This window comes from Mycobacterium sp. SMC-16, from assembly GCF_046250085.1.
In the GTDB taxonomy this organism is placed as follows: domain Bacteria; phylum Actinomycetota; class Actinomycetes; order Mycobacteriales; family Mycobacteriaceae; genus Mycobacterium; species Mycobacterium phocaicum.
On the sequence record NZ_CP176427.1, the window covers coordinates 1808613 to 1833059 of the forward strand.

At 69.8% G+C, this 24447-nt stretch carries 12 protein-coding genes; 8 read left to right on the plus strand and 4 right to left on the minus strand.

Annotation, left to right across the window (positions count from 1 at the left end; translation table 11 throughout):
* Window positions 1-24 precede the first annotated feature (24 nt).
* A complete protein-coding gene (locus ACJEIK_RS08730) occupies window positions 25-1368 on the plus strand; it encodes a salicylate synthase (protein ID WP_061010458.1) in 1344 nt (447 codons plus the stop codon).
* Between the two features lies 1 nt (window position 1369).
* Here the strand turns inward: ACJEIK_RS08730 and ACJEIK_RS08735 are convergent, their stop codons facing one another.
* The gene (locus ACJEIK_RS08735; protein ID WP_061003796.1) at window positions 1370-1858 is read right to left on the minus strand and encodes a MarR family winged helix-turn-helix transcriptional regulator; all 489 of its coding nucleotides are present in this window, start codon (window positions 1856-1858) and stop codon (window positions 1370-1372) included.
* Between the two features lie 92 nt (window positions 1859-1950).
* Between ACJEIK_RS08735 and ACJEIK_RS08740 the strand changes: the two genes are divergently transcribed.
* Window positions 1951-2664: a hypothetical protein gene (locus tag ACJEIK_RS08740; RefSeq protein ID WP_226521291.1), complete on the plus strand. Its 714-nt coding sequence runs from the start codon at window positions 1951-1953 to the stop codon at window positions 2662-2664.
* Here ACJEIK_RS08740 and ACJEIK_RS08745 read toward each other — a convergent pair.
* Genes ACJEIK_RS08745 through ACJEIK_RS08755 form a run of 3 tightly spaced genes read right to left on the minus strand, consistent with a single transcriptional unit; the run spans window position 2651 to window position 6395 of the window.
* The gene (locus ACJEIK_RS08745) at window positions 2651-3991 is read right to left on the minus strand and encodes an acyltransferase family protein (protein WP_061010460.1); all 1341 of its coding nucleotides are present in this window, start codon (window positions 3989-3991) and stop codon (window positions 2651-2653) included. The two genes, ACJEIK_RS08740 and ACJEIK_RS08745, sit on opposite strands and share 14 nt — an antisense overlap.
* 43 nt (window positions 3992-4034) lie before the next feature.
* A complete protein-coding gene (locus tag ACJEIK_RS08750; RefSeq protein WP_133427301.1) occupies window positions 4035-4697 on the minus strand; it encodes a VC0807 family protein in 663 nt (220 codons plus the stop codon).
* 51 nt (window positions 4698-4748) lie between these two features.
* On the minus strand, window positions 4749-6395 hold the full coding sequence (locus tag ACJEIK_RS08755) for a (2,3-dihydroxybenzoyl)adenylate synthase (protein ID WP_133427262.1): 1647 nt from the start codon (window positions 6393-6395) through the stop codon (window positions 4749-4751).
* A gap of 96 nt (window positions 6396-6491) precedes the next feature.
* On the opposite strand from ACJEIK_RS08755, the gene ACJEIK_RS08760 reads away from it, so the two are divergent.
* From ACJEIK_RS08760 to ACJEIK_RS08785, 6 genes are read left to right on the plus strand one after another with little or no spacing between them, the layout of a single operon-like run.
* Window positions 6492-9980 carry a non-ribosomal peptide synthetase gene (locus ACJEIK_RS08760; protein WP_133427263.1) on the plus strand — a complete coding sequence of 1163 codons (3489 nt, stop codon included), beginning with the start codon at window positions 6492-6494 and terminating at the stop codon, window positions 9978-9980.
* Entirely contained in the window at window positions 9977-10735 is a 759-nt protein-coding gene (locus ACJEIK_RS08765; protein WP_409431344.1) for a thioesterase II family protein, read from the plus strand. Before ACJEIK_RS08760 ends, ACJEIK_RS08765 begins: the two co-directional genes overlap by 4 nt.
* Window positions 10736-10739: 4 nt before the next feature.
* Window positions 10740-12044, plus strand: coding sequence for a polyketide synthase (locus ACJEIK_RS08770; RefSeq protein WP_061006551.1), 1305 nt, complete (start codon window positions 10740-10742; stop codon window positions 12042-12044).
* A complete protein-coding gene (gene mbtD / locus ACJEIK_RS08775) occupies window positions 12044-14980 on the plus strand; it encodes a mycobactin polyketide synthase MbtD (protein ID WP_409431345.1) in 2937 nt (978 codons plus the stop codon). The genes ACJEIK_RS08770 and mbtD overlap by 1 nt, the downstream gene beginning before the upstream one ends.
* A gap of 1 nt (window position 14981) precedes the next feature.
* Window positions 14982-20063 (plus strand): amino acid adenylation domain-containing protein, encoded by a 5082-nt coding sequence (locus tag ACJEIK_RS08780; protein ID WP_409431346.1) that lies wholly within the window; start codon window positions 14982-14984, stop codon window positions 20061-20063.
* Window positions 20060-24418 (plus strand): amino acid adenylation domain-containing protein, encoded by a 4359-nt coding sequence (locus ACJEIK_RS08785; protein ID WP_409431347.1) that lies wholly within the window; start codon window positions 20060-20062, stop codon window positions 24416-24418. Before ACJEIK_RS08780 ends, ACJEIK_RS08785 begins: the two co-directional genes overlap by 4 nt.
* Window positions 24419-24447 lie beyond the last annotated feature (29 nt).

Sequence of the window (24447 nt, forward strand, 5' to 3'; positions counted from 1 at the left end):
TGAGGTTAGGCTAAATTAACTTTCGTGACTGCTGAAGCTATCGACGCGGCGTCGGTGACGCGCATTGCTTTGCCCGCCGACGTCGCCCCGGCCGATCTGATCGCGCAACTGGCAGCCGAGCTGCCGGAGCGCTCCGGCGACGACTATGTCGGCTACGAGCATTCGGGCGAGTGGGTGCTGGCCATCGGCGTGCGCACCGCCATCGAATTCGACAGCGACGAACTGCGGATCGTCGACGCCGGCGGCGCAGTCGCCCGCCGGTCGTGGAGTGGCCGGCCCGGAGAGGTGCTCGGCGACGCGGTCGACCGGCTGCTCCTGGAGACGGACCGGCTGTTCGGTTGGGTCGCTTTCGAATTCGGCGCCTACCGGTTCGGGCTGGCGCAGCGCCTGCCGGCGGCGACCCCGCTGGCGCGGGTCTTCAGCGCGCAGACGCAGGTGGTCGTCGCCGACGGCGAGGTACGTGTGTCGGGCGACGGCGACGTGGTCGCCGAGACCCTGAATCGGCTACTGCAGTCGGGTATTCCGGCAGCCGGTGCCACCCGCGCCGTCGACGTGAGCGTCGACGGCAGTGACTACCCGTCGCGGGTGGCCGCCGCCGTCGCCGAGATCGTGGCGGGCGACTACCAGAAGGTGATCCTGTCGCGCCGGTTCGAGGTGCCGTTCGCGGTCGACTTCCCGGCGACATACCGGGTGGGCCGGGCGAACAACACCCCGGTGCGGTCATTCCTGTTGCGGCTGGGCGGGATTCGCGCCCTCGGCTTCAGCCCCGAGCTCGTCGCCGCGGTGCGCGCCGACGGCACTGTCATCACCGAGCCGCTGGCCGGCACCCGCGCGTTCGGCCGCGGCGAGGATCACGATCGCGCGGCCCGTGAGGACCTCGAATCGAACTCGAAAGAGATTGTCGAGCATGCCATTTCGGTCCGCAGCTCACAGGAGGAGATCGCCGAGGTGGCCAAGCCGGGCACCACGGTCGTCAGTGACTTCATGACGGTGCGCGAACGCGGCAGCGTGCAGCACCTGGGTTCGACGGTGTCCGGGCAGCTGTCGGACCAGATGGACCGCATGCATGCGCTGGAGGCGCTCTTCCCGGCGGTGACGGCTTCCGGAATCCCCAAGGCCGAGAGCGTCGACGCCATCATGCGGCTCGACGAGGCGCCGCGCGGGCTGTACTCGGGTGCGGTGGTGATGTTCAGTGCCGACGGCGGCATGGACGCGGCGCTGACGCTGCGCTCGGCCTACGAGGCCGATGGTCAGACCTGGCTGCGCGCCGGCGCCGGCATCATCGCCGAGTCGACTCCGGACCGTGAGTTCGAAGAGACCTGCGAGAAGCTGACGACGCTCGCGCCCTACCTGGTGCCTCGAGCCTGAGCTAGAAGTCCAGGCCGGCCGGGGCGTCGGCAGGCGGTTCGCCACCGGCTTCGGTGAACGCGTGCAGCGCGCGGGCCATGCCCATGCGCTCACGCGGTGGCATGACCTCGACGATGCGGGCGATCTCGGCGCGGCGCCGGGCGCTCACGGTGTCCACGACGGCCCGTCCCCGGCGCGTCAGTTCGACGACGATCTCACGGCCCGAACTCGGGTGTCTGTGCCGGTCGATCAGACCGGCCGTGACCAGGCGGTCGGCCATCCGGCCGATGGTCGAGGGCTGTACATCGAGTTGAGCGGCCAGCGTGGTCAGGTTGGTGGGACCGTGTGACGCCAGCAGTGCGAGCACACGCAACTGGGGAACCGTCAGCGTGTCGTCGACGACCGCCACCGCGCGGGCTGTGATGTCCAGGAGCAGGCGCGATGCGGTGACGAGTGCGTCGGCGATGGTGTCGACCGACGGCTCGGCGGCGGTTCTCGGACGGGCGGTCACCGCGGTTCCTCCTCGGCTGGGTGGTGCAAATTTACCAGTTTGCCAAATTTGAAGCCGTTACCAAACGGTGACCTGCGGGGTATGGTGCACCGGTGGACAAGCCCGAATTAGCTACTGACACGCGCGCCCGGCGCCGTTGGTCGGTGGCTCTTGCGGCGCTCGTCATGCCGGCCGCGGCGTTCGTCACCGCCGGCACCGCGACCCACGCGGTCACCACTGCCAGTGAAGTGGACGTCTGCTGCGCGCAGGTGGTCCTGGCCGAGCCGGCCGCTTCGCATCCCGGTTCGCTGGTCGTCGCCGAGGCGGCCGAGAGTTCCCGCGCCATGGTGCGCACCATCGCTTTGCCGGTGGGTGTCGCCGCCGAACGCGGACTGCAGGTCGACACCATCCTCGCCGAGCGCGCCGTCAGCGCGACGTTCCCGGAAATCCACACCATGACCGGCGTTCGTCCGGACTCGCTGCGCTGGCACCCCGAAGGTCTGGCGCTGGACGTGATGGTGCCCGGCTACGGGTCGTCCGCCGGCAAGGCGCTCGGGGACCGCATCCTGGCCTACGTGCTGGCCAACGCGCAGAAGTTCGATCTGAACCATGTGATCTGGCGGCAGGCGATCTACTTCCCGGACGGCACCGCCCACCGGATGCCGGACTACGGCGGCCCCGACGCCAACCACTACACGCACGTGCACATCTCGACCAACGGCGGCGGCTACCCGACGGGCAACGAGGCCTACGTCATGTCGGCTTCGGGGCCGACGCTGGTCAAGGGCGCACCGACGCCGACCGTGACGTTCGTCAGCGCGCACTGATCCTCGCGTCGGGGCCTGTTCCCGCAGCCTCGCGGCGTGCCGGCGGTCGTCCCGCGCTGATCCGGGCAGCGACGACGGTGACGGTGAACAGTGCCAGCAGCAGCCAGCCCGACGTGGTGCCCAGGCCGTACTTGGCCATCAGCAGGAGCGCGGCCCCGGCGGCACAGATCAGCGCACCGGCGAGGGTCGCCGCCCGTCCCGTCGCCCGGACCCGGGCATCCCACCACCACAGCGGGTTGTGCTCGAGCGGGGACAGCAGCAGGAACATGACCGTCATCACCACCGCGAAGACCAGCGCCCGGATCGCGATGTTGCGCCAGAAGTGCGGGGCCGCAGGGTCATAGGCGTCCAGGCCCACCGCATGCAGGCTGAAGGTTGCGATGGCGATGGCGGCAATGTGCCACAGGTACAGGGTCATCGCCCCGCTGTTGCCGACCACGATCAGGTACCAGACGCGGGGACGCTGGGCCCACCGGCGGACCGCGCCGGCGCAGGCGATGAACAGACTGGACATCCAGATGCACTGCAGGGCAAGCAGAAGCGTGGGCGGGGTGACGTTCGACATGCGTTCGGTGCCGGTGACCACCAGTGACACGTCGTACGGGCCGAACCTGGCAACCAACACCTGGACGGCCAGCGCGCCGGCCGCCACGATCAGTGCTCTGCCGGAAGTGACGAATCGGTGCGCGTAGACCGCACCGATGACCATCGGAATCAGCCAGACCACAACCAGATTCGCCGCGCCCGCCGCCAACGTGTGCGTGCTGATCCGGGCCCAGTCACCGAGCGCCGTGACCACCAGGAGGGCGGCGATGACCAGCGTGGCAGAACGTGCCGACCGCAACCGGGTCAGTGCGGGGACGAATGCGAGCACGATCAGGTAGGTGCCGAGGAACCAGAGCAGTGCCACCGCCTCGTTGCCCAGCGCGGCCGCGGACTCGGCGCCCATGGTGAACCGCACTGCGATCAAGGCGACCGTCCAGGCGGCCAGGTACCACAGCGCCGGCCGGCACAGCCGCTGCGCCCGGGTGAAAAGCCAGGTGCCCCAAGGCGTCCCGTCCCGCCAACTGTGCACGCCCGCCGCGGCCCCGGCGAAGAAGAACAACGGCATGACCTGGAGTACCCAGGTGGCCGGTTGCAGGCGGGGGACCGCGCCCAGCGTGTTGCCGATCTGGACGCCGTCGGCGGTGATGGTGGCGAGCAACAGCGCGCAATGGCCGAACATCACCACCAGCAGTGCACCCAGCCGGGCCACGTCGATGCTCCGGTCCCGGTCGGGCGCGGTGCCGTCGATCACGGCACGGAATTCGGGCAACAGTCTGGGCATGAACTGATGATGCCCGAGCGCCGGGCGGCGCGGATGAGTGTGACTACTCAGACCCGGTGGCGATCACCGCGATGTCGGCGGCAGCGTCGTGCTGCCCGACGAAACGGCGAATGCGGACCACCGCGAAGACGATACAGAGCACCACGAGGGTGGGTCCGGTCGCGACGATGACGAACTGCGAGATGTCGACCGGGTAGTTGAAGATCATGTACAGCGCGAAGACGGGATAGAAACCGCAGAGCAACCCGAGCCCGACGCACAGCTGCGTGTGCAACCGGTGCCAGTCCTGGATGCTCTGTTCGGTCCAGCCGCGTTCGGGCAGGGCGGCTTCGGCGAGGGCGGGGGAGATGACGCCCGCCATCTTCTTCGAATTCGGCTTGCGCACAAGCCCGCTGATGGCGAACGACCAGACCAGCAATGACATCGGGACGAGCTCGAGGGCCTGCACGATGCGCGGGTTCTTGGTGGTGACCGCGATGATCAGCGAGCACGCCGCGCCGACGATCACCACGACGTTCGCGGGCTCGACCTTCCGCTTGCGCACCATGGTCAGCGCGCCCTGCACCGCCGCGGTGATGATGGCGCCGACCAGCGCCAGGTACGGCTCGAAGTCGAACACGCGCAGCACGTAGTACGCGATCAGTGGCGGAATGGTGTTGATCGCGGTGTTGACGATGTACTCGCGCAGGCTCTTGGGCGCGTCCATGCCGGCATCGGCTTGCTGTGACATTCGGTTGCTCCTGGGGTGTTCGGAAGATCAGGCCGGTGCGGCGGCGATCGCTCGGGTGATGGCTTTCTTGTCGACCTTGCCGACCGCGGTCACCGGCAGCGACGTCTGGGCGATCAGGGTGTCGGGCCGGCTGTGGACCGCGACACCGCGGTCGTCGAGGTAGCCGTTGAGGTCGCTGAGGCTGACGGCGGGGCCGCTGAAAACCACCACCGCGCAGATCTTTTCGCCGAGGTACGGGTCGGGCACCGGGACGGCGGCCGCGGCCCGGATCGACGGGTGTGTGAGCAGGTGTTCCTCGAGATCGAGCGCCGAGATGGTCTCGCCGCCGCGGTGGATGACGTCCTTGATGCGTCCGGTGACCTCGAGGTATCCGTCGGCCCGGCGGCGCACCCGGTCGCCGCTGCGGTAGAAGCCGTCGGGGCTGAACGACCGCTCGTTGTCGGACGGGGCCCGGTAGTAGCCGCCCAGCGTGTACGGCCCGCGCACCAGGAGTTCGCCCTCGCCGCCGACGGGCACGTCGGCGCCTTCGTCGTCGACGATGCGCAATTCGTCGTCAGGGCACAGCGGCGCCCCTTGGGTGTGGTCGAGCAGTTCGGGATCGTCGCCGGGGCGGGTGTAGTTGATGAGCCCTTCGGCCATGCCGAAAACCTGTTGCAGGCCGGGTGTGAGCGCGGCGCGGACGGCCGCCGCGTCCGGTGCGGACAGCTTGGCGCCGCCGACCTGGAGCAGCCGCAAGGTGGTGGGCCGCTGCGGTTCCCACTCACAGGCCTGCGTCCACAGGGTGGCCAGCGCGGGCACCAGAGCGCAGACGGTGACGCGGTGCCGGGCGATGGTGGCGAACGCGGACTCCGGGCTGGGGTCGGTGGTGAAGACGGTGTTGGCGCCGACGGACATGGCGCCGAGCATTCCCGGGCAGGACAGCGGGAAGTTGTGCGCTGCCGGCAACACCGTCAGATACACGTCGTCGCCGGTCATTTCGCACAGCGCGGCGCTGGCGGTGGCGTTGTAGTAGTAGTCGTCATGGGTGCGGGGGATGAGCTTCGGTGCCCCGGTGGTGCCGCCGGACACCAGGAGCAGGGCGGGTTCCGCGGTGTCGATCGTCGGCGCGGCTGCCGATCCGTGGCCGAAAAGGGAAGTCCAGCTGGTGAATTCGCCGGCATCGCCGTCGACGACCACCTGCCGGAGGCGCGGGTGCTCGGCGACCAGCTCGCGCGCCATGTCGCGGTAGTCGAAGCCGCCGAACCGGTCGGCGATGACGAGGGCGACGGCGCCGCTGACCGTGGCGAAATGGCTGAGCTCGGCGCGGCGATGGGCGGGCAGGCACATGACGGGCACCGCGCCCGCGCGCAGCAGCCCGAACAGGGCGATGGCGAAGTTCGCGGTATTGGGCATTTGCAGCAGTACCCGGTCACCGGTTCCGATGCCGAGATCGACGAACCCGGCGGCCGCTTCGGATGCCAGCTGATCGAGTTGAGCAAACGTATGTGACGCGGACGGGTCGACGGCGGCGACGCGGTCCGGCCACTGGCGCGCGGCGTCGGAAAGGATGCTGTCCAGCGGTTTGCCGACCCAGTAGCCGGCCTGGCGGTAGCGCTCGGCGCGTTCGTGCGGGAACGGAACGAATCCGTTCAGCAAATGCTGGTCGGCCTCGGCGGAGGCAGTGGTGCGCGTCACGGCGGATCCCTCGGGGTAGGCATGGAGGTAGCAGCAATATAGGGTAGCCTAATCAAAATTAGGACAGCCTGTCTTTAACGTGTTCGGGAGGGTTTTGTGGGCGTCGTGGCAGTGAATTCGCAGGCCATCCGCGAGGAGGTTGCCGAACTGCTGGGTGCGCCCGCCGACACCCTCGACCCTGGCGCCGACCTCATCGGCCAGGGGCTGGACTCGATCAGGATGATGTCGCTCGCCGGGCGCTGGCGGAAGCAGGGCATCGACATCGACTTCGCGGCGCTGGCCGCCGAGCCGACCATCGCGGCCTGGTCCGAACTGCTGTCCGCAGCAGGTGGCCTGCAGCGTGCGGAAGTGGCTGCACCGCAGGTTGATTCGGCACACGATCAGCCGTTCGGCCTCGCACCGATGCAGCACGCCATGTGGATCGGCCGGGAGGACGACCAGCAATTGGGCGGCGTCGCCGGACACCTCTATGTCGAATTCGACGGCCATGGCGTCGATCCCGAGCGATTGACCGCCGCCGCAACGGCTTTGGCCGCGCGGCATCCCATGCTGCGCGTGCAGTTCCTGGCCGACGGCACGCAGCGCATCAAACCCCAGGACGGTGACTTCCCGGTCGCGGTGACCGACCTGCGGGACATGTCGGCGGATCAGATCGCCGAACAGCTCGCCGCCACGCAACGCCGCAAGGCGCATCAACAGTTGACCGATGAGGTCTTCGAACTGAGCCTGACGCTGCTCCCGGACGGTAAGACCCGCCTGCACGTCGATCTGGACATGCAGGCCGCGGACGCCATGAGCTACCGCACCCTGATGGCTGATCTCGCGGCCCTGTACGGCGGTGTCGAGCTGGCGCCGCTGGCCTACACGTACCGCGAATACCGCATGGCCACAGTGCAATCAGCGCAGGAGCCCAATCCTCGAACCGACGCGGATCGGCAGTGGTGGGGCGACCGGCTCCCGGAACTGCCCGATCCGCCGCGCCTGCCACTGGTTCCGGTCGCTGAGCAGGACGACCCGCGGCACACCACCCGGCGCTGGCACTGGCTGGCCCCGGACGTCCGGGACGCGCTGTACGCCGCGGCCCGCCGGCGCGGTATCACGCCCGCGATGGCCCTCGCGGCGTCCTTCTCCGATGCCCTGGCCTGCTGGTCGGCCGGGCAGCGCTTCCTGCTGAATGTGCCGCTGTTCGGGCGCGATCAACGGCACGCCGATGTCGACCGCCTGGTCGGTGACTTCACCTCGTCGCTGCTGCTCGATGTCGACCTCACCGATGCGGCCACCGCGACGGCACGCTGCGGTGTCCTGCAGGACGCATTCCGTGGCGCCGCTGCGCATTCCGAGTATTCCGGCCTCGAGGTGCTGCGTGACCTGAGCCGGCACCGCGGCACCCAGGTACTGGCGCCGGTGGTGTTCACCAGTGCCCTGGGGCTCGGTGAACTGTTCGGCTCGGCCGTGATCGAGGCGTTCGGCACTCCCGGGTGGATCAATTCGCAAGGGCCGCAGGTGATGCTGGACGCCCAGGTCACCGAGCTCAACGGTGGCGTGCTGGTGAACTGGGATGTGCGCGAGGACGCCTTCCCCGACGGCGTCATCGACGCCATGTTCGCCCGGCACATCGCCGAGTTGGAGCGTCTGGCCACCGATGACATGGCGTGGGAGGCGCCCACGCCGGAGCCCATGTCTGCCGCGCAGCGCGCGGTTCGCGATGCGGCCAACAGCCGCACCGCGGCGCCCAGCGGCGCGGCGCTGCACACCGGCTTCTTCGCCGCGGCTGCCGCCCGGCCGGCCGCCACGGCCATGATCGGTGAGGCCCGGCAATGGACGTATACCGAACTGGCCGAGGAAGTTTCGGCTGTCGCATCGGCGCTGCAGATCGCCGGCATCGTGCCGGGGGACACCGTCGCGGTGCTCGGGCCCAAGGGTGCAGAGCAGATCATCGCGCTGCTGGCCATCCTGGCCGCGGGTGGCGTCTACCTACCGATCGGCGTGGACCAGCCCGCCGACCGCACCGAGAAGATCCTGGCCACCGGCGGGGTTCGGATGGCGCTGTACTGCGGTGACCAGGCGCCGTCGTGGAAGCCGTCGCTCACCGTGACGGAGGCGCTGCGCATCGGGCGCCGCGCCGAGGGGCCATTCGTCCCGGCCGCCACCGATCCGCACGAGCTGGCCTATGTGCTGTTCACCTCGGGCTCGACCGGTGAGCCCAAGGGCGTCGAGGTCACCCATGACGCCGCGATGAACACCGCGGAATTCCTGTACGGGCACTTCGGTATCGGACCGGATGACCGCTGCCTGGCGCTCGCGACCCTGGAGTGCGACCTGTCGGTGCTCGACATGTTCGCCACGCTCGCCACCGGCGGCAGCATCGTCGTCGTCGATGAGCCGTACCGGCGCGACCCGGACCGCTGGGCCGCCCTCATCGCCGAGCACGGCGTGACGGTGCTCAACTTCCTGCCGGGCTGGCTGGAGATGCTGGTGGAGGTCGGTGCCGGGCGGCTGGACACCGTGCGGGTGGTGCTCACCGGTGGCGACTGGGTTCGGACCGCCATGGTCCGGCACCTGCAGGCGCAGGCCCCGGGTGTCCGCGTCGCCGGTCTCGGCGGCGCCACCGAAACCGCGATCCACGCAACCATTTTCGAGGCCGGCGAGTTGCCGGACACCTGGTCGGCGGTGCCCTACGGCGTGCCGTTCACCAACAACGCGTGCCGGGTGGTCAACGAGGCGGGCCAGGACTGCCCCGACTGGGTGGCCGGCGAACTGTGGTTCACCGGACGTGGCATCGCCTCGGGCTACCGCGGCCGACCGGACCTGACTGCTGACCGCTTCGTGCGCTACGCGGGCCGAACCTGGTACCGCTCAGGGGACTTGGCGCGCTACCGGCCGGACGGCGTCCTCGAGTTCGTCGGGCGTGCCGACCACCGGGTGAAGATCAGCGGCTACCGGATCGAGCTCGGCGATGTCGAGGCCGCGCTGCAGCGGGTTCCGGGGGTGCGTGCCGCGGTGGCCGGTGTGGTCTCCGGTGGGGAGCGTGGGCACGACGTGCTGGCGGCCCTGGTCTCTGTCGACGACGCGGAGCTGTCCACCGACCGCATCACCTCGGCCGTCGCCGAACTCGTGCCGCCGCACATGATCCCGCGGCAGCTGCAGGTGGTCGCGGCGATTCCGTTCACCGTCGGCGGCAAGACCGACCGGAGGGCCGCGGCGGGACAGCTGGCGGCTCTGGTCTCGTCGGCCGAGGGCGCCGGACGGGCCCTGCCGGAAACGATGCTCGAGCGGGCGCTCGTGGCCATCGTCTCGGAACTCCTGACAGTCGAAGCAGGCGTCGAAGACGACTTCTTCGAACTCGGCGGCGACTCGGTGCTGGCCACCGCCACGGTGGCGCGCATCCGCAAATGGCTGGACACCCCGACCGTCGGCGTGCCCGACATCTTCGCGGCCCGCACCGTGCGGGCGCTGGCGCAGCGGCTCATCGGCCGCGAGGACGGCAGCGGGCGACTGGAGATGGTCGCCGAGCTCTACCTGGAGATAGCTCAGATGAACCACGACGACGTGCTCACCGCGCTGGACCCGGCGGCCGTCTCATGACCGAGATCAATACGGCTTTCGCGCCTGAGTCCACTGGCGCCTTCGCGCCGTGGATCAAGCACTATCCCGGCTCCGGCGACACCGGGGCCGTGGTGGTCTTCCCGCATGCCGGCGGTGCCGCGGTGGCCTACCGGGACCTCGCAACCACGTTGTCGGACAACGGCATCGACACCTATGTCGTGCAGTACCCGCGCCGTGCCGACCGGCTGGCGCATGCGGCGCACCCGACGGTCGAGCAGCTGGCCGCCGACCTGTTCGCCGCGGGTGACTGGGCGGGCGTGGGCCCGCTGCGGCTCGTCGGGCACTGCATGGGCGCGGTGGTGGCATTCGAGTTCGCGCGCGTCGCCGAACAGAGCGGAGCGACCGTGCACAGCCTCTGGGCATCGGCCGGCCAGGCACCGTGCGACGTGGTCGACGCGCCGCCGCTGCCCACCGGACCGCGCGAAATGCTCGCCGAGATGGTCGATCTCGGCGGCACCGACCCCCGGCTGCTCGCCGACGTGGATTTCGTGGAAATGCTGCTGATGGCGGTGGGCGCCGACTACGAAGCGCTCAACCGGTACGTGGGCGGCGGCCGCATCGCCGCCGACATCCATGCCCTCGGCGGCCGCGATGACCATCGCATCGACCGGGACATGCTGAGCCGCTGGGCGAACCACACGTCGGGCGCCTTCACCCTGGCCGAGTTCGACGGCGGCCACTTCTACCTCAACGACCAGCTCGACGCGATCGCGGAAGTGATCAGTGCGGGCTGACTCGATGAATGCGGACGATCCGGTGGTCATCGTCGGGATGGCGGTGGAAGCCCCGGGCGATGTGGACAGCGCTGAAAGTTATTGGCAGTTGCTGTCTTCCGGACGTGAGGCGCTGAGCACCTTCCCGGAGGACCGCGGCTGGGCGGTGCGCGACCTGCTCGCGGGCTCGCGCCGCGACGGGTTCAAGCGCATCCACAACCGCGGCGGATTCCTCACCGGCGCCGCCCTTTTCGACCCCTCGTTCTTCGGTATCTCGCCGCGCGAGGCGGTGGCGATGGACCCGCAGCAGCGGGTCGCGCTGCGCGTGACGTGGCGGGCCCTGGAGAACGCCGGCATCAACCCCGATGACCTGGCCGGGCATGACGTCGGCTGCTACATCGGCGCCTCGGGCACCGGGTACGGCCCCGACCTCGCCGAATACTCCGACCTGAGCGGCCATCTCATCACCGGGACGTCGCTGGGGGTGATCTCCGGACGGGTCGGCTACCTGCTGGGCCTCGATGGCCCGGCGCTGACGATCGACACGTCGTGCTCATCGGCGCTGACCGCGTTCCACACCGCCGTACAAGCCCTGCGCACGGGCGACTGCAGCATGGCGCTGGCCGGCGGGGTGTGCGTCATGGGGTCGCCGGGATACTTCGTCGAATTCGCCAAACAGCACGCGCTCTCGGACGACGGGCACTGCCGGCCCTACAGCGCGCAGGCCAGCGGCACCGTGTGGGCCGAGGGCGCCGGCATGTTCGTGCTGGAACGAAAGTCGGTGGCGCAGCGGGGCGGTCACCGCGTGCTCGCGGAAGTCCGGGCCAGCTGCCTCAACCAGGACGGGCACAGCACCGGCCTGACCGCGCCGAGCGGACCGGCGCAGGCGCGGCTGTTCGGCCGCGCGCTCGATCTCGCCGGTGCCCGGCCCGACCAGATCGGCATGATCGAAGGGCACGGCACCGGAACCAAGCTCGGGGACCGGACCGAATTGACCTCGCTGGCCCAGACCTACGGCGCCACCGCACCCGGTCGGGGCGCGGTCCTCGGTTCGGTGAAATCCAACGTCGGGCACAGCCAGGCCGCCGCCGGTGCGCTGGGACTGGCCAAGGTCCTGGTGTCGGCCGAGCATGCCACCATCCCGGCGAGCCTGCACACCGCGCAGGCCAGCGCCGAAATCGAATGGAACGCACAGGGACTGCGGCTCGCCACCGACCACACTCCGTGGCCCGCCGTCGACGGCGAGCGCCTCGCCGCGGTGTCGGCTTTCGGCATGAGCGGCACCAACGCGCACGTCGTCGTCGCGATGCCGGAGGGATTGGTGGCGTGATGAGCCTTTCGCATTTTCCCGACGGCCGCGTGCCCGTCCTGCTCAGCGCACACACCGAAGAGCTCCTGGCTGCCGAGGCGACGGGCATCGCCGATTACCTGGACACGTGTGGTGCCGTGGGCATCGGCTCGGTGGCCGCGATGTTGTTGCGGCTGCGTCGCCGTCGGCGGTTCCGGGCTGTGGTCCGGGCGCATGACGCGGCCGAGTTGGCTGCCGCATTGCGGGCGTTGGCGGCGGGGGAGGAGCACCCCCTGGTCGCGGTCTCCGCACGGACGGCAGCGCCCCGGACGGCCTTCGTCTTCCCTGGCAACGGCGGCCAATGGCCGTCGATGGGCGCCGATGCCTACCGGCAGCTGCCGGTGTACCGCGCCGCGGCCGACCGCTGCGCCGACGCGTTCGTCGCCGCGGGCATCGACTCGCCGCTGGCCTTCCTGGTCGACCCGGCCGGCCGGGACTGGACCCAAATCCACAGTCAGAGTGCACAATTCACGCACGCCGTCGGCCTGGCATCGGTGTGGCAGGCCCTGGGCATCGAGCCCGATGCCACGCTGGGGCACAGCCTCGGTGAGATCGCCGCAGCGTACGTCGCCGGTGCCATGACGCTGGACGAGGCGGTCGCCGTGGTCATCGCCAGGGCCGGGGCACTGGACAGCCTGGCCGGCGATTTCGGCGCCGCGGCCCTGGGCATGAGCGTCGACGAAGCGCAGCAAGAGGTTTCGAACGCTGCCGGGTGGATGGAACTGTCCGTGGTCAACTCGTCGGCATCGGTCGTGGTGTCCGGGGACCGGACCGCCATCGCGGACCTGGTCGCCGACCTGCAGTCCCGCGGCCGCTTCGCCCGCGTCATCGCCATGAGCTTCCCCGCACACACCAGTGCGCTCGATCCGCTACGCGCACAACTGCTGTCCGGTGTGCCGAAGGCACAGTTCGGCGCCGGGGCGGTGCCGTTCATCGGATCGGTCACCGGCGAAACGGTCGGCGCGGGCACCGAATTCGGCGAGTACTGGTACCGGAACCTGCGGAACACCGTGCGATTCGACCGGGCCGCCGCCGCGGCGCGGGACAACGGTGTCGAGGCCTTCGTCGAGATGTCGGCACACCCGGCGTTGCTGCACGCGCTCGCCGATGTCGCTGCGAGCGGTGCGAGCGATCGGATCGGTGAGCCGTTGACGGTCGGCTCTGGACGCCGCGACGAGGCGCTGGCCGACGTGCTCTCCGACAACATCGCCACAGTGGCGGTGTCCGACCCGGATTACGACTGGGCCGGGCACATCGAGCCGAATCAACCGCTGCTGCGGGGATTTCCGCATGCGCCGATGGCGGCGCTGCACCTCTGGGCCGCGCCCGAACCGCTGCCCCCGGTGGCCGGGCTGACGGTCAGTGCCGAGCAGTGGCTGCCACAGTCGGACGAGACGGTGCCGCTGATCATCCGGCGCGCTGCCGTGGTCGACCTGCCGGGACCGCGCGGTGCGCTCGCCGACCATCTCCGTGACGGCGTGCGGGCCAACCTCGGCACCGTGCTCGTCGAGCCGGCGGACGCCGATCTGCTGATCGTCGTCGCACCGATGCTCGATCACCCCGACACCGAGGCGGCGATCACCGACCTCGCCGAGCTGATCGGCGATGGACTGTGCGAATACCCGAATGCCATTGGGCCGCAATGCAACGACGTGTGGCTGGTGACCGTCGGCGGCGAGCACGTGCGCGACGACGAGCCGGTGGCGCTGCCCGCCCAGGCGGCCCTGGCCGCCATGCACCGCAGCATCGGCTTCGACCATCCGGACCAGACGTTCCGCCACCTCGACCTGGCGTCCTGGGACCTCGACGCGCCGTCGGCCACCGCCGTCATCGAGACCATGCTCGGTACGGGAACCGAGGTGGCGCTGCGTGATTCGCAGCAGTACCGGCGCGGTCTGCAGGCCCTTCCCGACGTCGACGCACCGGCGCCCGGGCTTCTCGACAACGTGGTCATCACCGGCGGCAACGGCGCGGTCGGGCTGCACTTCGCGCGGACCCTCGCCGCCGCGGGTGCCCGCCGCATCGTGTTGGTGAGCCGCAGTGGCACCGGCGCGCAGCAACTGGCCGAGTACGACGGCGACACCGACGTATTCTCGGTGCAGTGCGACATCACGTCGCCCGAACAGATTTCGGCGGCCGCGGCGACCTACGGCGGTGACGGTGCGACGCTCGTGGTCCATGCGGCCGGCGCGGCGGCGTTCGGCACGACGGTGGCGGCGGACGAATTCATCGCCACCGCGGCCGCGAAGGTCGGAGGTCTCGCCCGGCTGGCCGAGTACTGGCCGCTGCGTCCGGATGCCCGAATCCTGGTGTGCTCGTCGGTGTCCGGACTGTGGGGCGGGCTCGGTCATGTCGCGTACGCGGCGGTGAACCGCATGCAGGATGTGCTCGCCGGGCAGTTCCGCGCCAAGGGCCTCGACTGTGTGGCCGTGCGATGGGGACTGTGGCCGGGTGCCGGCATCGTCGGGGCCGACGAAGTGGCGCGGATCGAGCGCGCCGGACTGCGGGAAATGGAGCCCGACATCGCCATCGAGGCGGCGCTCGGAACCCGCGCGTCCGCACCGCTGATCTTCAGCGCTGACGCCGAGCGGCTGGCGGCACTGCTCGGTGCGGTCCCGGCCGCGACGGAACCGGCTGGACCGCAGCAGGTTTCGTTCGAACTGGCCGCCGGCGCCGACACCGAAGACGTCGTCCGTCATGAATTGTCGGCGGTGCTCAAACTGGGCGACCCCGCCGACATCGACCTGACCGCGGCCCTGTTCGATCTGGGCCTGGATTCGCTGCTGGCACTGGACCTGCGCAAGCGACTGCGCCGGGGCACCGGCCGGTCCGTGCCGCTGGCCGGGCTGCTCAGCGGCATCACCGGTATCGAACTGGTGGATTTGCTAACCGACAGATCAGAGAAGGTGGAGAGCTAGCGTGACCGAGACCGACATCCGGGCAGAAGACGCGCGCCTGGAGCTGTTGCGGCGCAAGCTCGCCGAGCGCGGCCTGCAGTCCCAGGGGCAGGCACAAGCGGGCGACGGCACGCCCGTCGTACCGGTGCTGTCCGACGGCCAGCGCCGGATGTGGTTCGTGCAGACCGCCGAACCCGAGGGCGCACTGCTCAATGTCTGTGTGTCCTTTGTGATCACCGGCGCGCTGGATCACCAGCGCCTGCAGGATGCGGTGACCGCAGTGGCCCGCCGCCACCCCGTCCTGCGCACCACCTACCGGGCGGATGCGACGGGCGAGCCCGGTCTGACGATCCACGACGAGTTGGCGCCGGGCTGGAGCACGCACGACCTCAGCGACCTGCCGGAGGCGTCGCGCGCCTTGCGGCTCGAGGTGCTGGCGCAGCGGGAGTTCGGCACGCCGTTCCGGCTCGACACCGAATCGCCCTTGCGCATCAGCCTGATCCGCACCGGCGCGGACGAGCACATCATGCTGCTCACCGCGCACCACATCGCCTGGGACGACGCGTCCTGGCAGGTGTTCTTCGGCGATCTCACGCGGGCCTACGAAGGTGAGCAATTGCCCGAGGTGATCCCGGCGCCCGTGCCCGTCGAAGACCACACCGAGGCACTCGAGTACTGGCGCTCCGTGCTCGCCGATCCGCCTGAGCCGCTGGAACTTCCGGGTGCGCACGGCTCTCTTGTGCCGACCGGCCACCGCTCGCAGCGCGTCACCCGGCGTATCGATGCCGCCACCGTGGCCCGGATCGGCGAGCTGGCCCGCCAGACCGCGGCCACGCCGTACACCGTGCTGCTGGCGGCCTTCGGCGCCGTGCTGCACCGCTACACCCACACCGACGACATCCTGATCGCCACCCCGGTCCTCAACCGCGGCGGCGGCACCGAGGACGCGCTGGGGTACTACGGCAACACGGTGGCGCTGCGCCTGCGTCCCGAAGCGCGCCAGAGTTTCGGCGAATTCGTCACTCATGCCAAGGACACGACCCACGGGGCGTTCGCCCATCAGCAGATCAACCTGGACCGCGTGGTGCGTGAGCTCAACCCGGACCGCCGCCACGGTGTCGAGCGACTGGCCCGGGTCTCGTTCGGCGCGCGCGAGGCCGACGGCCGCGGCTTCTGCCCGTCCGGGATCACCTGCCGCCGGGCCGAGTACCGCGGTCACCAGACCCAGCTGCCGCTGGGCTTCATGGTGGAATTCGACGACGACGGGGCGCTGGTCGAGGCGGAGTACCTGACCGAAATCCTCGACGCCGCACTGGCCGACCAGATGCTGCGGCACTACGTGGTGCTGCTGGAATCCGCGCTGGCAGATCCGGGCCGGCCCCTGGCCGAGCTCGCGTTGATGGACGACGCCGACGCCGACTGGCTGCGCCGGATGGCCACCGGCGAGCAGTTCAGCACCCCGGACACCACGCTGGCCGCGTTGATCGAAGCGCAGGCCGAGCGCACCCCGGATTCGGTCGCCGTCGCGTACGAGGGCCGGTACTACACCTACCGCGAACTCAACGCCGAAGCGAACCGGTTGGCGCACTGGCTGATCGGCCAGGGCATCGGTACCGAGGACCGCGTCGCGGTCCTGCTGGAGAAGTCGCCCGAACTGGTGATCACCGCGCTTGCGATCGTCAAGGCCGGCGGTGTGTACCTGCCGGTCGACCCGACCTACCCCGAGGACCGGCTGTCGTTCATCCTGAGCGACGGTGACCCGAAACTCGTGATCCGTGAGCCGATCACCGACCTCGACGGACTGCGGGACGACAACCCGACCGATGCCGACCGGGTTCGGCCGCTGACGGCAGCCAACACCGCCTACCTCATCTACACCTCGGGGTCGACGGGTCTGCCAAAGGGCGTCCCGGTGCCGCACCGGCCGGTCGCCGAGTACTTCGTGTGGTTCGTCGACGAGTACCAGATCGACGCCGACGAGCGGCTGCTGCAGGTGGCCTCGCCGAGCTTCGACGTGTCCATCGCCGAGGTGTTCGGCATGCTGGCCTGCGGTGCGCGCCTGGTGATTCCGCGCCCCGGCGGTCTCAACGACATCGGGTACCTGACCGAGCTGCTGCGCACCGAGGGCATCACCTCGATGCACTTCGTGCCCTCGCTGCTGGGGCTGTTCCTGTCGCTGCCGGGCGTCAACGAGTGGCGCAGCCTCAAGCGGGTGCCGATCGGTGGCGAAGCCCTGCCGGGTGAGGTGGCCGACAAGTTCCACGCCACCTTCGATGCCCTGCTGCACAACTTCTACGGCCCGACCGAGACCGTCATCAACGCCAGCCGGTACCGCGTCGAGGGCAAGCAGGGCACGCGCATCGTGCCGATCGGCAAGCCGAAGATCAACACGCAGATGCACCTGCTCGACGACGCGCTGCGGCCCGTGCCGGTCGGCGTCATCGGCGAGATCTACATCGGCGGAACACATGTCGCGCACGGCTACCATCAGCGGCCCGGTCTGACCGCCGAGCGTTTCGTCGCCGACCCGTTCACCCCGGGCGGCCGGCTCTACCGCTCCGGCGACCTGGCCCGGCTCAACGTCGACGGCGACATCGAGTTCGTCGGTCGCGCCGACGAACAGGTCAAGATCCGCGGCTTCCGTATCGAACTCGGCGAGATCGCCGCCGCCATCGCGGTGGACCCCAGCGTCGGCCAGGCCGTCGTCGTCGCGAGCGACCTCCCCGGGCTGGGCAAGAGCCTCGTCGGCTACCTCACCCCGGCCGAGCGTGGCGATCTGGAATCGGTTGACGTGCAACGGATCAAGGCGCGGGTGGTGGCAGCACTGCCCGAGTACATGGTGCCGGCCGGCTACGTCGTGCTCGACGAAATCCCGATCACCGCACACGGCAAGATCGACCGCCGCGCACTGCCCGATCCGGACATCCAGTCCCGCACCGCATTCCGTGAACTGACCACCGACACCGAGCGGAAGGTCGCCGAGCTGTTCGCCGACCTGCTCGGCGTCGAGCAGGTCGGTGCCGATGACTCCTTCTTCGAACTCGGCGGGCACTCGCTGCTGGCCACGAAGCTGGTCGCGGCGATCCGGGCGCGGTGCAACGCCGACATCGGGGTGCGTGAGGTATTCGAGCTGGGCACGGTCGCCGAGATCGCCGCGCGCGTCGACACCGGGGCACCGCGCAACCGGCCCCCGCTGCTCGCCATCGAGCACTCCGGCCCGCGTCAGATGTCGGCATCGCAACTGCGCCAGTGGTTCCAGTACCGCATCGACGGTCCGGGGCCGGTCAACAACATCCCGTTCGCGGCCCGGATCACCGGCCCGTGCGACGTCGACGCCTTCGTCAGCGCGCTCGGTGATCTGGTCGAACGGCACGAGGTGCTGCGCACCACCTACACCGAAATCGACGGTGTGCCTTACCAGGTCGTGAACGACCCGGCACCGCTGCCGGTGCGCCGCGCGCGCGGCGCCGACGAGGAGTGGCTGCAGGCCGAACTCGACCGGGAGCGGCGCTACGTTTTCGACCTGGAAGCGCAGTGGCCGATCCGCGCCGCGGTGCTGTCCATTCCGGGCCAGCACGTGCTGTCGATCATGGTGCACCACATCGCCGCCGACCACTGGTCGGCCGGCGTGCTGTTCACCGACCTGGTCACCGCCTACCGGGCGCGTCTCGAGCAGCGGGCACCCGAGTTCGCGCCGTTGCCGGTGCAGTACTCGGACTACGCGGCCTGGCAGGCGACGCTGCTGTCCGACGAGTCGGGACTGCTTGCCGCGCAACGGGACTACTGGCGTGTCCAGTTGGCCGAACCGCCCGCCGACCCCGGTCTGCGGCCCGACTTCACCCGGCCGCCGGTGCTCTCGGGTGAGGGTGCGTCGGTGCCGTTCGTCGTCGATCCCGAGGTGCGGACCAAGCTGACCGCGCTGACCCGGGAACTCGGCATCACCGACTTCATGCTGCTGCAGTCCGCCGTGGCGGTGGCACTCGCGAAATCGGGTGAGGGGCTCGACATTCCGCTCGGCACCCCGGTGGCCGGCCGCACCGAGGCCGAACTCGATGCGCTGGTGGGCTTCTTCATCAACATCCTGGTGCTGCGCAACGACCTGAGCGGCGACCCGACGCTGCGCGAGATTCTGGTCCGCTCCCGGGACACCGCGCTGGCGGCATACGCGCACCAGGACCTGCCGTTCGACCACGTCGTCGATGCCGTCAGCCCGGCCCGCTCGCTGTCACGCAACCCGCTGTTCGGTGTCGTCGTGCACGTGCGCGAGGACCTGCCGACCGACCACGTCATCGATTCGCGGACCGACGGCGACACGACGTTCACCGCACTCGAGCCGACCTTCGACGTGGCGCACGCCGACCTGTCGGCGAATTTCTTTGCCACACAAGACGGTTACCGTGGGCATCTGATTTTCCGCACTGACCTCTACACACCGGAGACGGCGGAGCGCCTTGCCGATCGTCTGGTTCGGGTGATCACGGGTATCGCTGAGAATGCTGATCAGCGCCTGCGGGATCTGCGCGTTGATGAGGCTGTTGAAGGATCTGACGGCGTGCTGGTGCTCGACGAGTGGCGTCAGCCCGTGGGTATCGGTGTGGTCGGCGACATCTACAACGTTGCGCAGGATTCGGAGCCGTCTCCCAGTGGCGAACGCGGACGCTGGCGTGCGCCTGGACAACTCGAGCGCATCGAGGCCGTGCAGTTGCGCGCGGCGCGAGCCGGGTCGACGGTGGTGGAGCCCGCACGGACCGACACCGAACGCGCCCTCATCGCCCTGCTGGCCGAGGTGCTCGACGCCGAAACCGAGATCGGCCGGGGCGACGACTACTTCAGCCTCGGTGGCGACAGCATCAAGGCGGTCCAGCTGGCGGCGCGTGGCCGTGACGCGGGTATGAAACTGACCGCCCGCATGGTGTTCGAGTACCCGACGGTGCATGAGCTGGCCGCGGCCATCGACGCCCGGTCCGCGGCGGATACCCAAGGGGCACAAGGTGAGGACCGCGAGCATGCACCGATGACGGTGTCGGGGCTCTCCGCCGAGGAACTCGCCGAACTGACCGCGTCGTTCGCGACATCCTGGACCGCACCGCAGGATCCGCAGTGACCACACTGCAACCGGCGCCGGTCATCGAGGACGTGCTGGCGCTCAGCCCGCTGCAGCAGGGGCTGTACTCGATGGCGCAACTCGATCAGGCGGATGACCCGTATCTGATCGCGATGTCCGCCGACATCGACGGCGACGTCGACGCGGTCCTGCTGCGGGACTGCGCGGCGGCCCTGCTGGTGCGTCACCCCAACCTGCGGGCCAGCTTCGTGCAGGCCGGAGCCCGCACGGTGCAGGTGATTCCGAGTGCGGTCGACCTACCGTGGCGGCAGCTCACCGCGGCCTCGCCCGACGCTGCCGACGACCTCGAAGCGCAGGAACGGCGGCGGTCGTTCAGCCTGGAGCGGGGACCGGCGATCCGGTTCCTGCTCATCGAGATGCCGGAACAGCGTTGGCGTTTCGCGGTCGTCGCGCACCACATCGTCATCGACGGGTGGTCGCTGCCGTTGTTCGTCGGTGAACTGCTCGCGCTGTATGCGGCCGGCGGCGACATCTCCGTGCTGCCTGCGGCGCCGCGCCCGTACCGGGATTACATCGGGTGGCTCGCGGCCCGCGAGCCCGAACTCAGTCGCCGGCTGTGGCAGCAACACCTGGCCGGGCTCGACGGCCCGACGATGCTGGCACCGGCGCTCGGCTCCGGTGAACTCGGCGATGACCTGCCCCACACCACCGAGATCAAGGCATCCGCGGGCGAGACGCACCGTCTGGTCGAGGCCGCCCGGGCCCGTGGCGTCACGGTCAACACCCTCACCCAGATGGCTTGGGCGGCAATCCTGTCGGTGCTCACCGACCGGCGTGACGTCGTCTTCGGCGTCACCGTCTCGGGCCGGCCGGGGGAGCTGGCCGGCGTCGAGTCCATGGTCGGTCTCTTCATCAACACCGTGCCGCTGCGAGTCCGGCTGGACCCGCTGCGCCGCGTCGGCGAGCAGTGCCTGGCCCTGCAGCGCGATGCCGCCGAGCTGCGTGAGCACAGCTACCTGTCGCACACCGAACTGCGCTCGCTCGGCGGTGTCGGTGAACTGTTCGACAGCCTCCTGGTCTATGAGAACTTCCCGCCCGGCGGCTTGGTCGGCAGCGGTGAATTGGACGTTCGTGGCGCCACTTTCCGGCCCCGGGCGCTGCAGAGCCTGGCGCATTTCCCGGTCACGGTCGCCGCGCACCTCACCGGTGGTGAACTGACCGTCCTGGTCGAGACGAAAGACGGTGCCACGGGGCTGATCTCACCCGAGGACCTCGGCCGGCAGGTGCTCGCGGTGATGCAGCGCCTCGTCGACGGCTGGGACCGGCCCTTGCGCGACGTCGGTATTCAACTTGTCGGACCCGAGGTGGCAGTGCCCCCAGCCGCCACCGAAACCGGTGGCATCCACGAGAAGTTCACCGCCACGGCGCGCAACAAGCCGGGTTCGGTGGCACTGTCCTATGACGGCGGCGCACTGACCTTCCGCGGTCTCGACGAGGCGTCCGACCGCGTCGCCGCCGAACTGCGGCGGCGCGGCGTCGAGACCGAGGCGCCGGTGCCGGTGCTGCTGCGCCGGGGGCCCGACTACGTCGTCGCGATGCTCGGCGTGCTCAAGGCCGGTGGGTTGATCGTGCCGCTGGACCCGTCGATGCCCGCCGACCGGGTCGAGGAGATCCTGGGCCAGACCAACGCGTCGGTGATCGTGGACGACGCCCTGCTGGCCGCCGCGGGCACCCATCCCGTCGGCGAATTCACGCCGCTACCAACATATCCCGGCCAGGGTGCCTACATCGTCTTCACGTCGGGTACCACCGGCAAGCCCAAGGGCGTGATCGGCACCCACGCTGCGGTGCTGTCCTATGCCGCCGATCATGCCGCCCGGGTCTTGCACCCGGCGGTGGCGAAAGCCGGTCGGCCACTGCGGGTTGCGCACGCTTGGTCGTTCACCTTCGATGCGGCCTGGCAGCCGCTGGCCGCGCTGCTGGACGGCCACGGTCTGCACATCGTCGGCGACGAGGTGCAGCGTGATGCCGAGGCGCTGGTGGCGACCATCGGGCAGTACGGCATCGACCTGATCGACACCACGCCGTCGATGTTCACGCAGCTGCAAGCCGAAGGACTGCTGACGACGGTGCCGCTGACCGCGCTGGCACTGGGCGGCGAAGCCGTCGACCCGAACGCGTGGGCGGCCATCCGCGGCGAGTGCGACCGCACCGGCATGTCAGCCCACAACTGTTACGGCCCAACCGAGACCACCGTCGAAGCCGTCGTGGCCGCGTTCACCGAGCACGATGCGCCGTCGATCGGACATCCGACCACCGCGACGCGCGCCTATGTGCTGGACGCGTGGCTGCGGCCGGTGCCCGACGGTGTCACCGGTGAGCTCTACCTGTCCGGTGGCCAGCTCACCCGCGGTTATCTGGGCCGCGCCGGCGAGACGGCCGCGCGATTCGTCGCCGACCCGTTCGTCGCCGGCGCGCGGATGTACCGCACCGGCGACGTGGTGCGCCGCGATCCCGCCACCGGCGGACTGCAATTCCAGGGTCGTTCCGACGACCAGGTGAAAATCCGTGGTTTCCGGGTGGAACCCGGCGAGGTCGCCGCGGTGTTGCACGCGCATCCCGGGGTGCGGCACGCGCACGTCACCGTCCGGCGGCACGGCAGTGGCCCGCGGCTCGTCGCATACGTCGCGGGGGCGGCCGGTGTCGCCGAGCTGCGACGCATGCTGGCGTCCCGGCTGCCGAGATACCTGGTGCCGCACCACATCATCGCCGTGGACGAGATTCCGCTGACGGTCAACGGCAAGGTGGACGACGCGGCGCTGGCCGCGATCGACGCCGCCGCCGGGGCCGGGCAGGCGGCCGCTCCGGCCACGGCGACCGAACTGGCCGTGGCCGAGTTGTTCGCCGACGTCCTGGAGGTGGCCGATCCCGCCGGGCTCGACGTCACCGCCGACTTCCTCGATCTGGGGCTCGACAGCATCGTCGCACTGTCGGTGGTTCAGGCCGCGCGCCGCCGCGGTCTGGCGGTGCGAGCCCGGATGATGCTGGATTGCAGCAGCATTCGCGAACTGGCCGACGAACTGGATGCCGAGAACGAGTTGGCCGCGGCGGCGGTCGAGGAGTCCGGCCCGGTGCCGGTGCTGCCCAACGCGCATTGGCTGTACCAATACGGCGACGGCCGGCGCCTGGCCCAGACCCAGGCCGCGCGGCTGCCGGACGCGATCACCGCCGAGCAACTGACCACGTTGCTGCACAGCGTCATTGCCGCACACCCTGCCCTGCGCAGCCGGCTGGACCGGGCCACCATGACCCTGGTCGACCATCCGGTGGACAACGTCCTGTCCGAGGTCACCGTCGACGGTGACCTCGTGGCCGCGGTGGCCGCGCAGACCGATCTCGCGGTCGAGCGGTTGGACCCGGAGCAGGGTCGCCTGCTGCAGGCGGTGCTGCTGCACACTCGAACCGAGGGCAAGGTGCTGGTGCTCAGTGCCCACGTGCTGGCCATCGACCCGGCATCCTGGCGAATTGTGCTCGGCGAGTTGGAGAATGGCTGGCACGCGCTGGAGTCCGGCGCCGAACCCGCCGCCATCCGCGAGCACACCAGCTACCGGGCCTGGTCCAGGCTGGTCGCCGAACGCGCGCAGGACCTCGACACCGCGGACTTCTGGGCAGCCCAGGTCGCCGGCCCGGATCCCGCGCTCGGTAGCCGTCGGGTGAAACCCGAGACCGACTGTGCCGCAGACGTGGTGATGTCGATGGCGGTCATCGACCCCGATCTGACCGCACGGCTGCTCGCGGCCAGCCAGCCGGTCACCGATCTGCTGGCGGCTGCGACAGCCCGCACCATCACCCGGTGGCGGCAGCGCCGCGGCCAGGACACTCCGGCTCCGCTGGTGGCGCTGGAGTCCCATGGCCGCGCAGACACCGTCGTCTCCGGTGACGTCGACACCGGCGACACCGTCGGCCTGTTCAGTGCAATCTACCCCGTGCGGATCAATTCCGAAGCGCCGCACCAGGTCAGCGCCGAGATCGCCGCGGTCCCGGGGCATGGCATCGACTTCGGGCTGCTGCGGTATCTGCGTGCGGACACCGCCGAGCGGTTGTCGGCGTACCCGGAGCCGCAGGTGCTGCTGAACTACCTGGGCCGGGTACATCTCGGGGCGAGCGGAGCGGCGCTGCGACTCGACGGTGCGCTGCTGGCCGGCGCGTCACCGGTACCCGAACCGAACTACGCGGTGCACCACGAGCTGACGCTGCTGGCGGGCGTCATCGATCACGACGGCACCGCGGCGCTCGGTGTCCAATGGCGCACGGTGCCGGACATTCTCAGCGCAGACGACATTGCCGAATTGCAACAGCTGTGGGAATCGCAGCTCAGGGAAGTGGTGAAATGACCATCAGCGAAGAGCCGGAGGCGGATCGC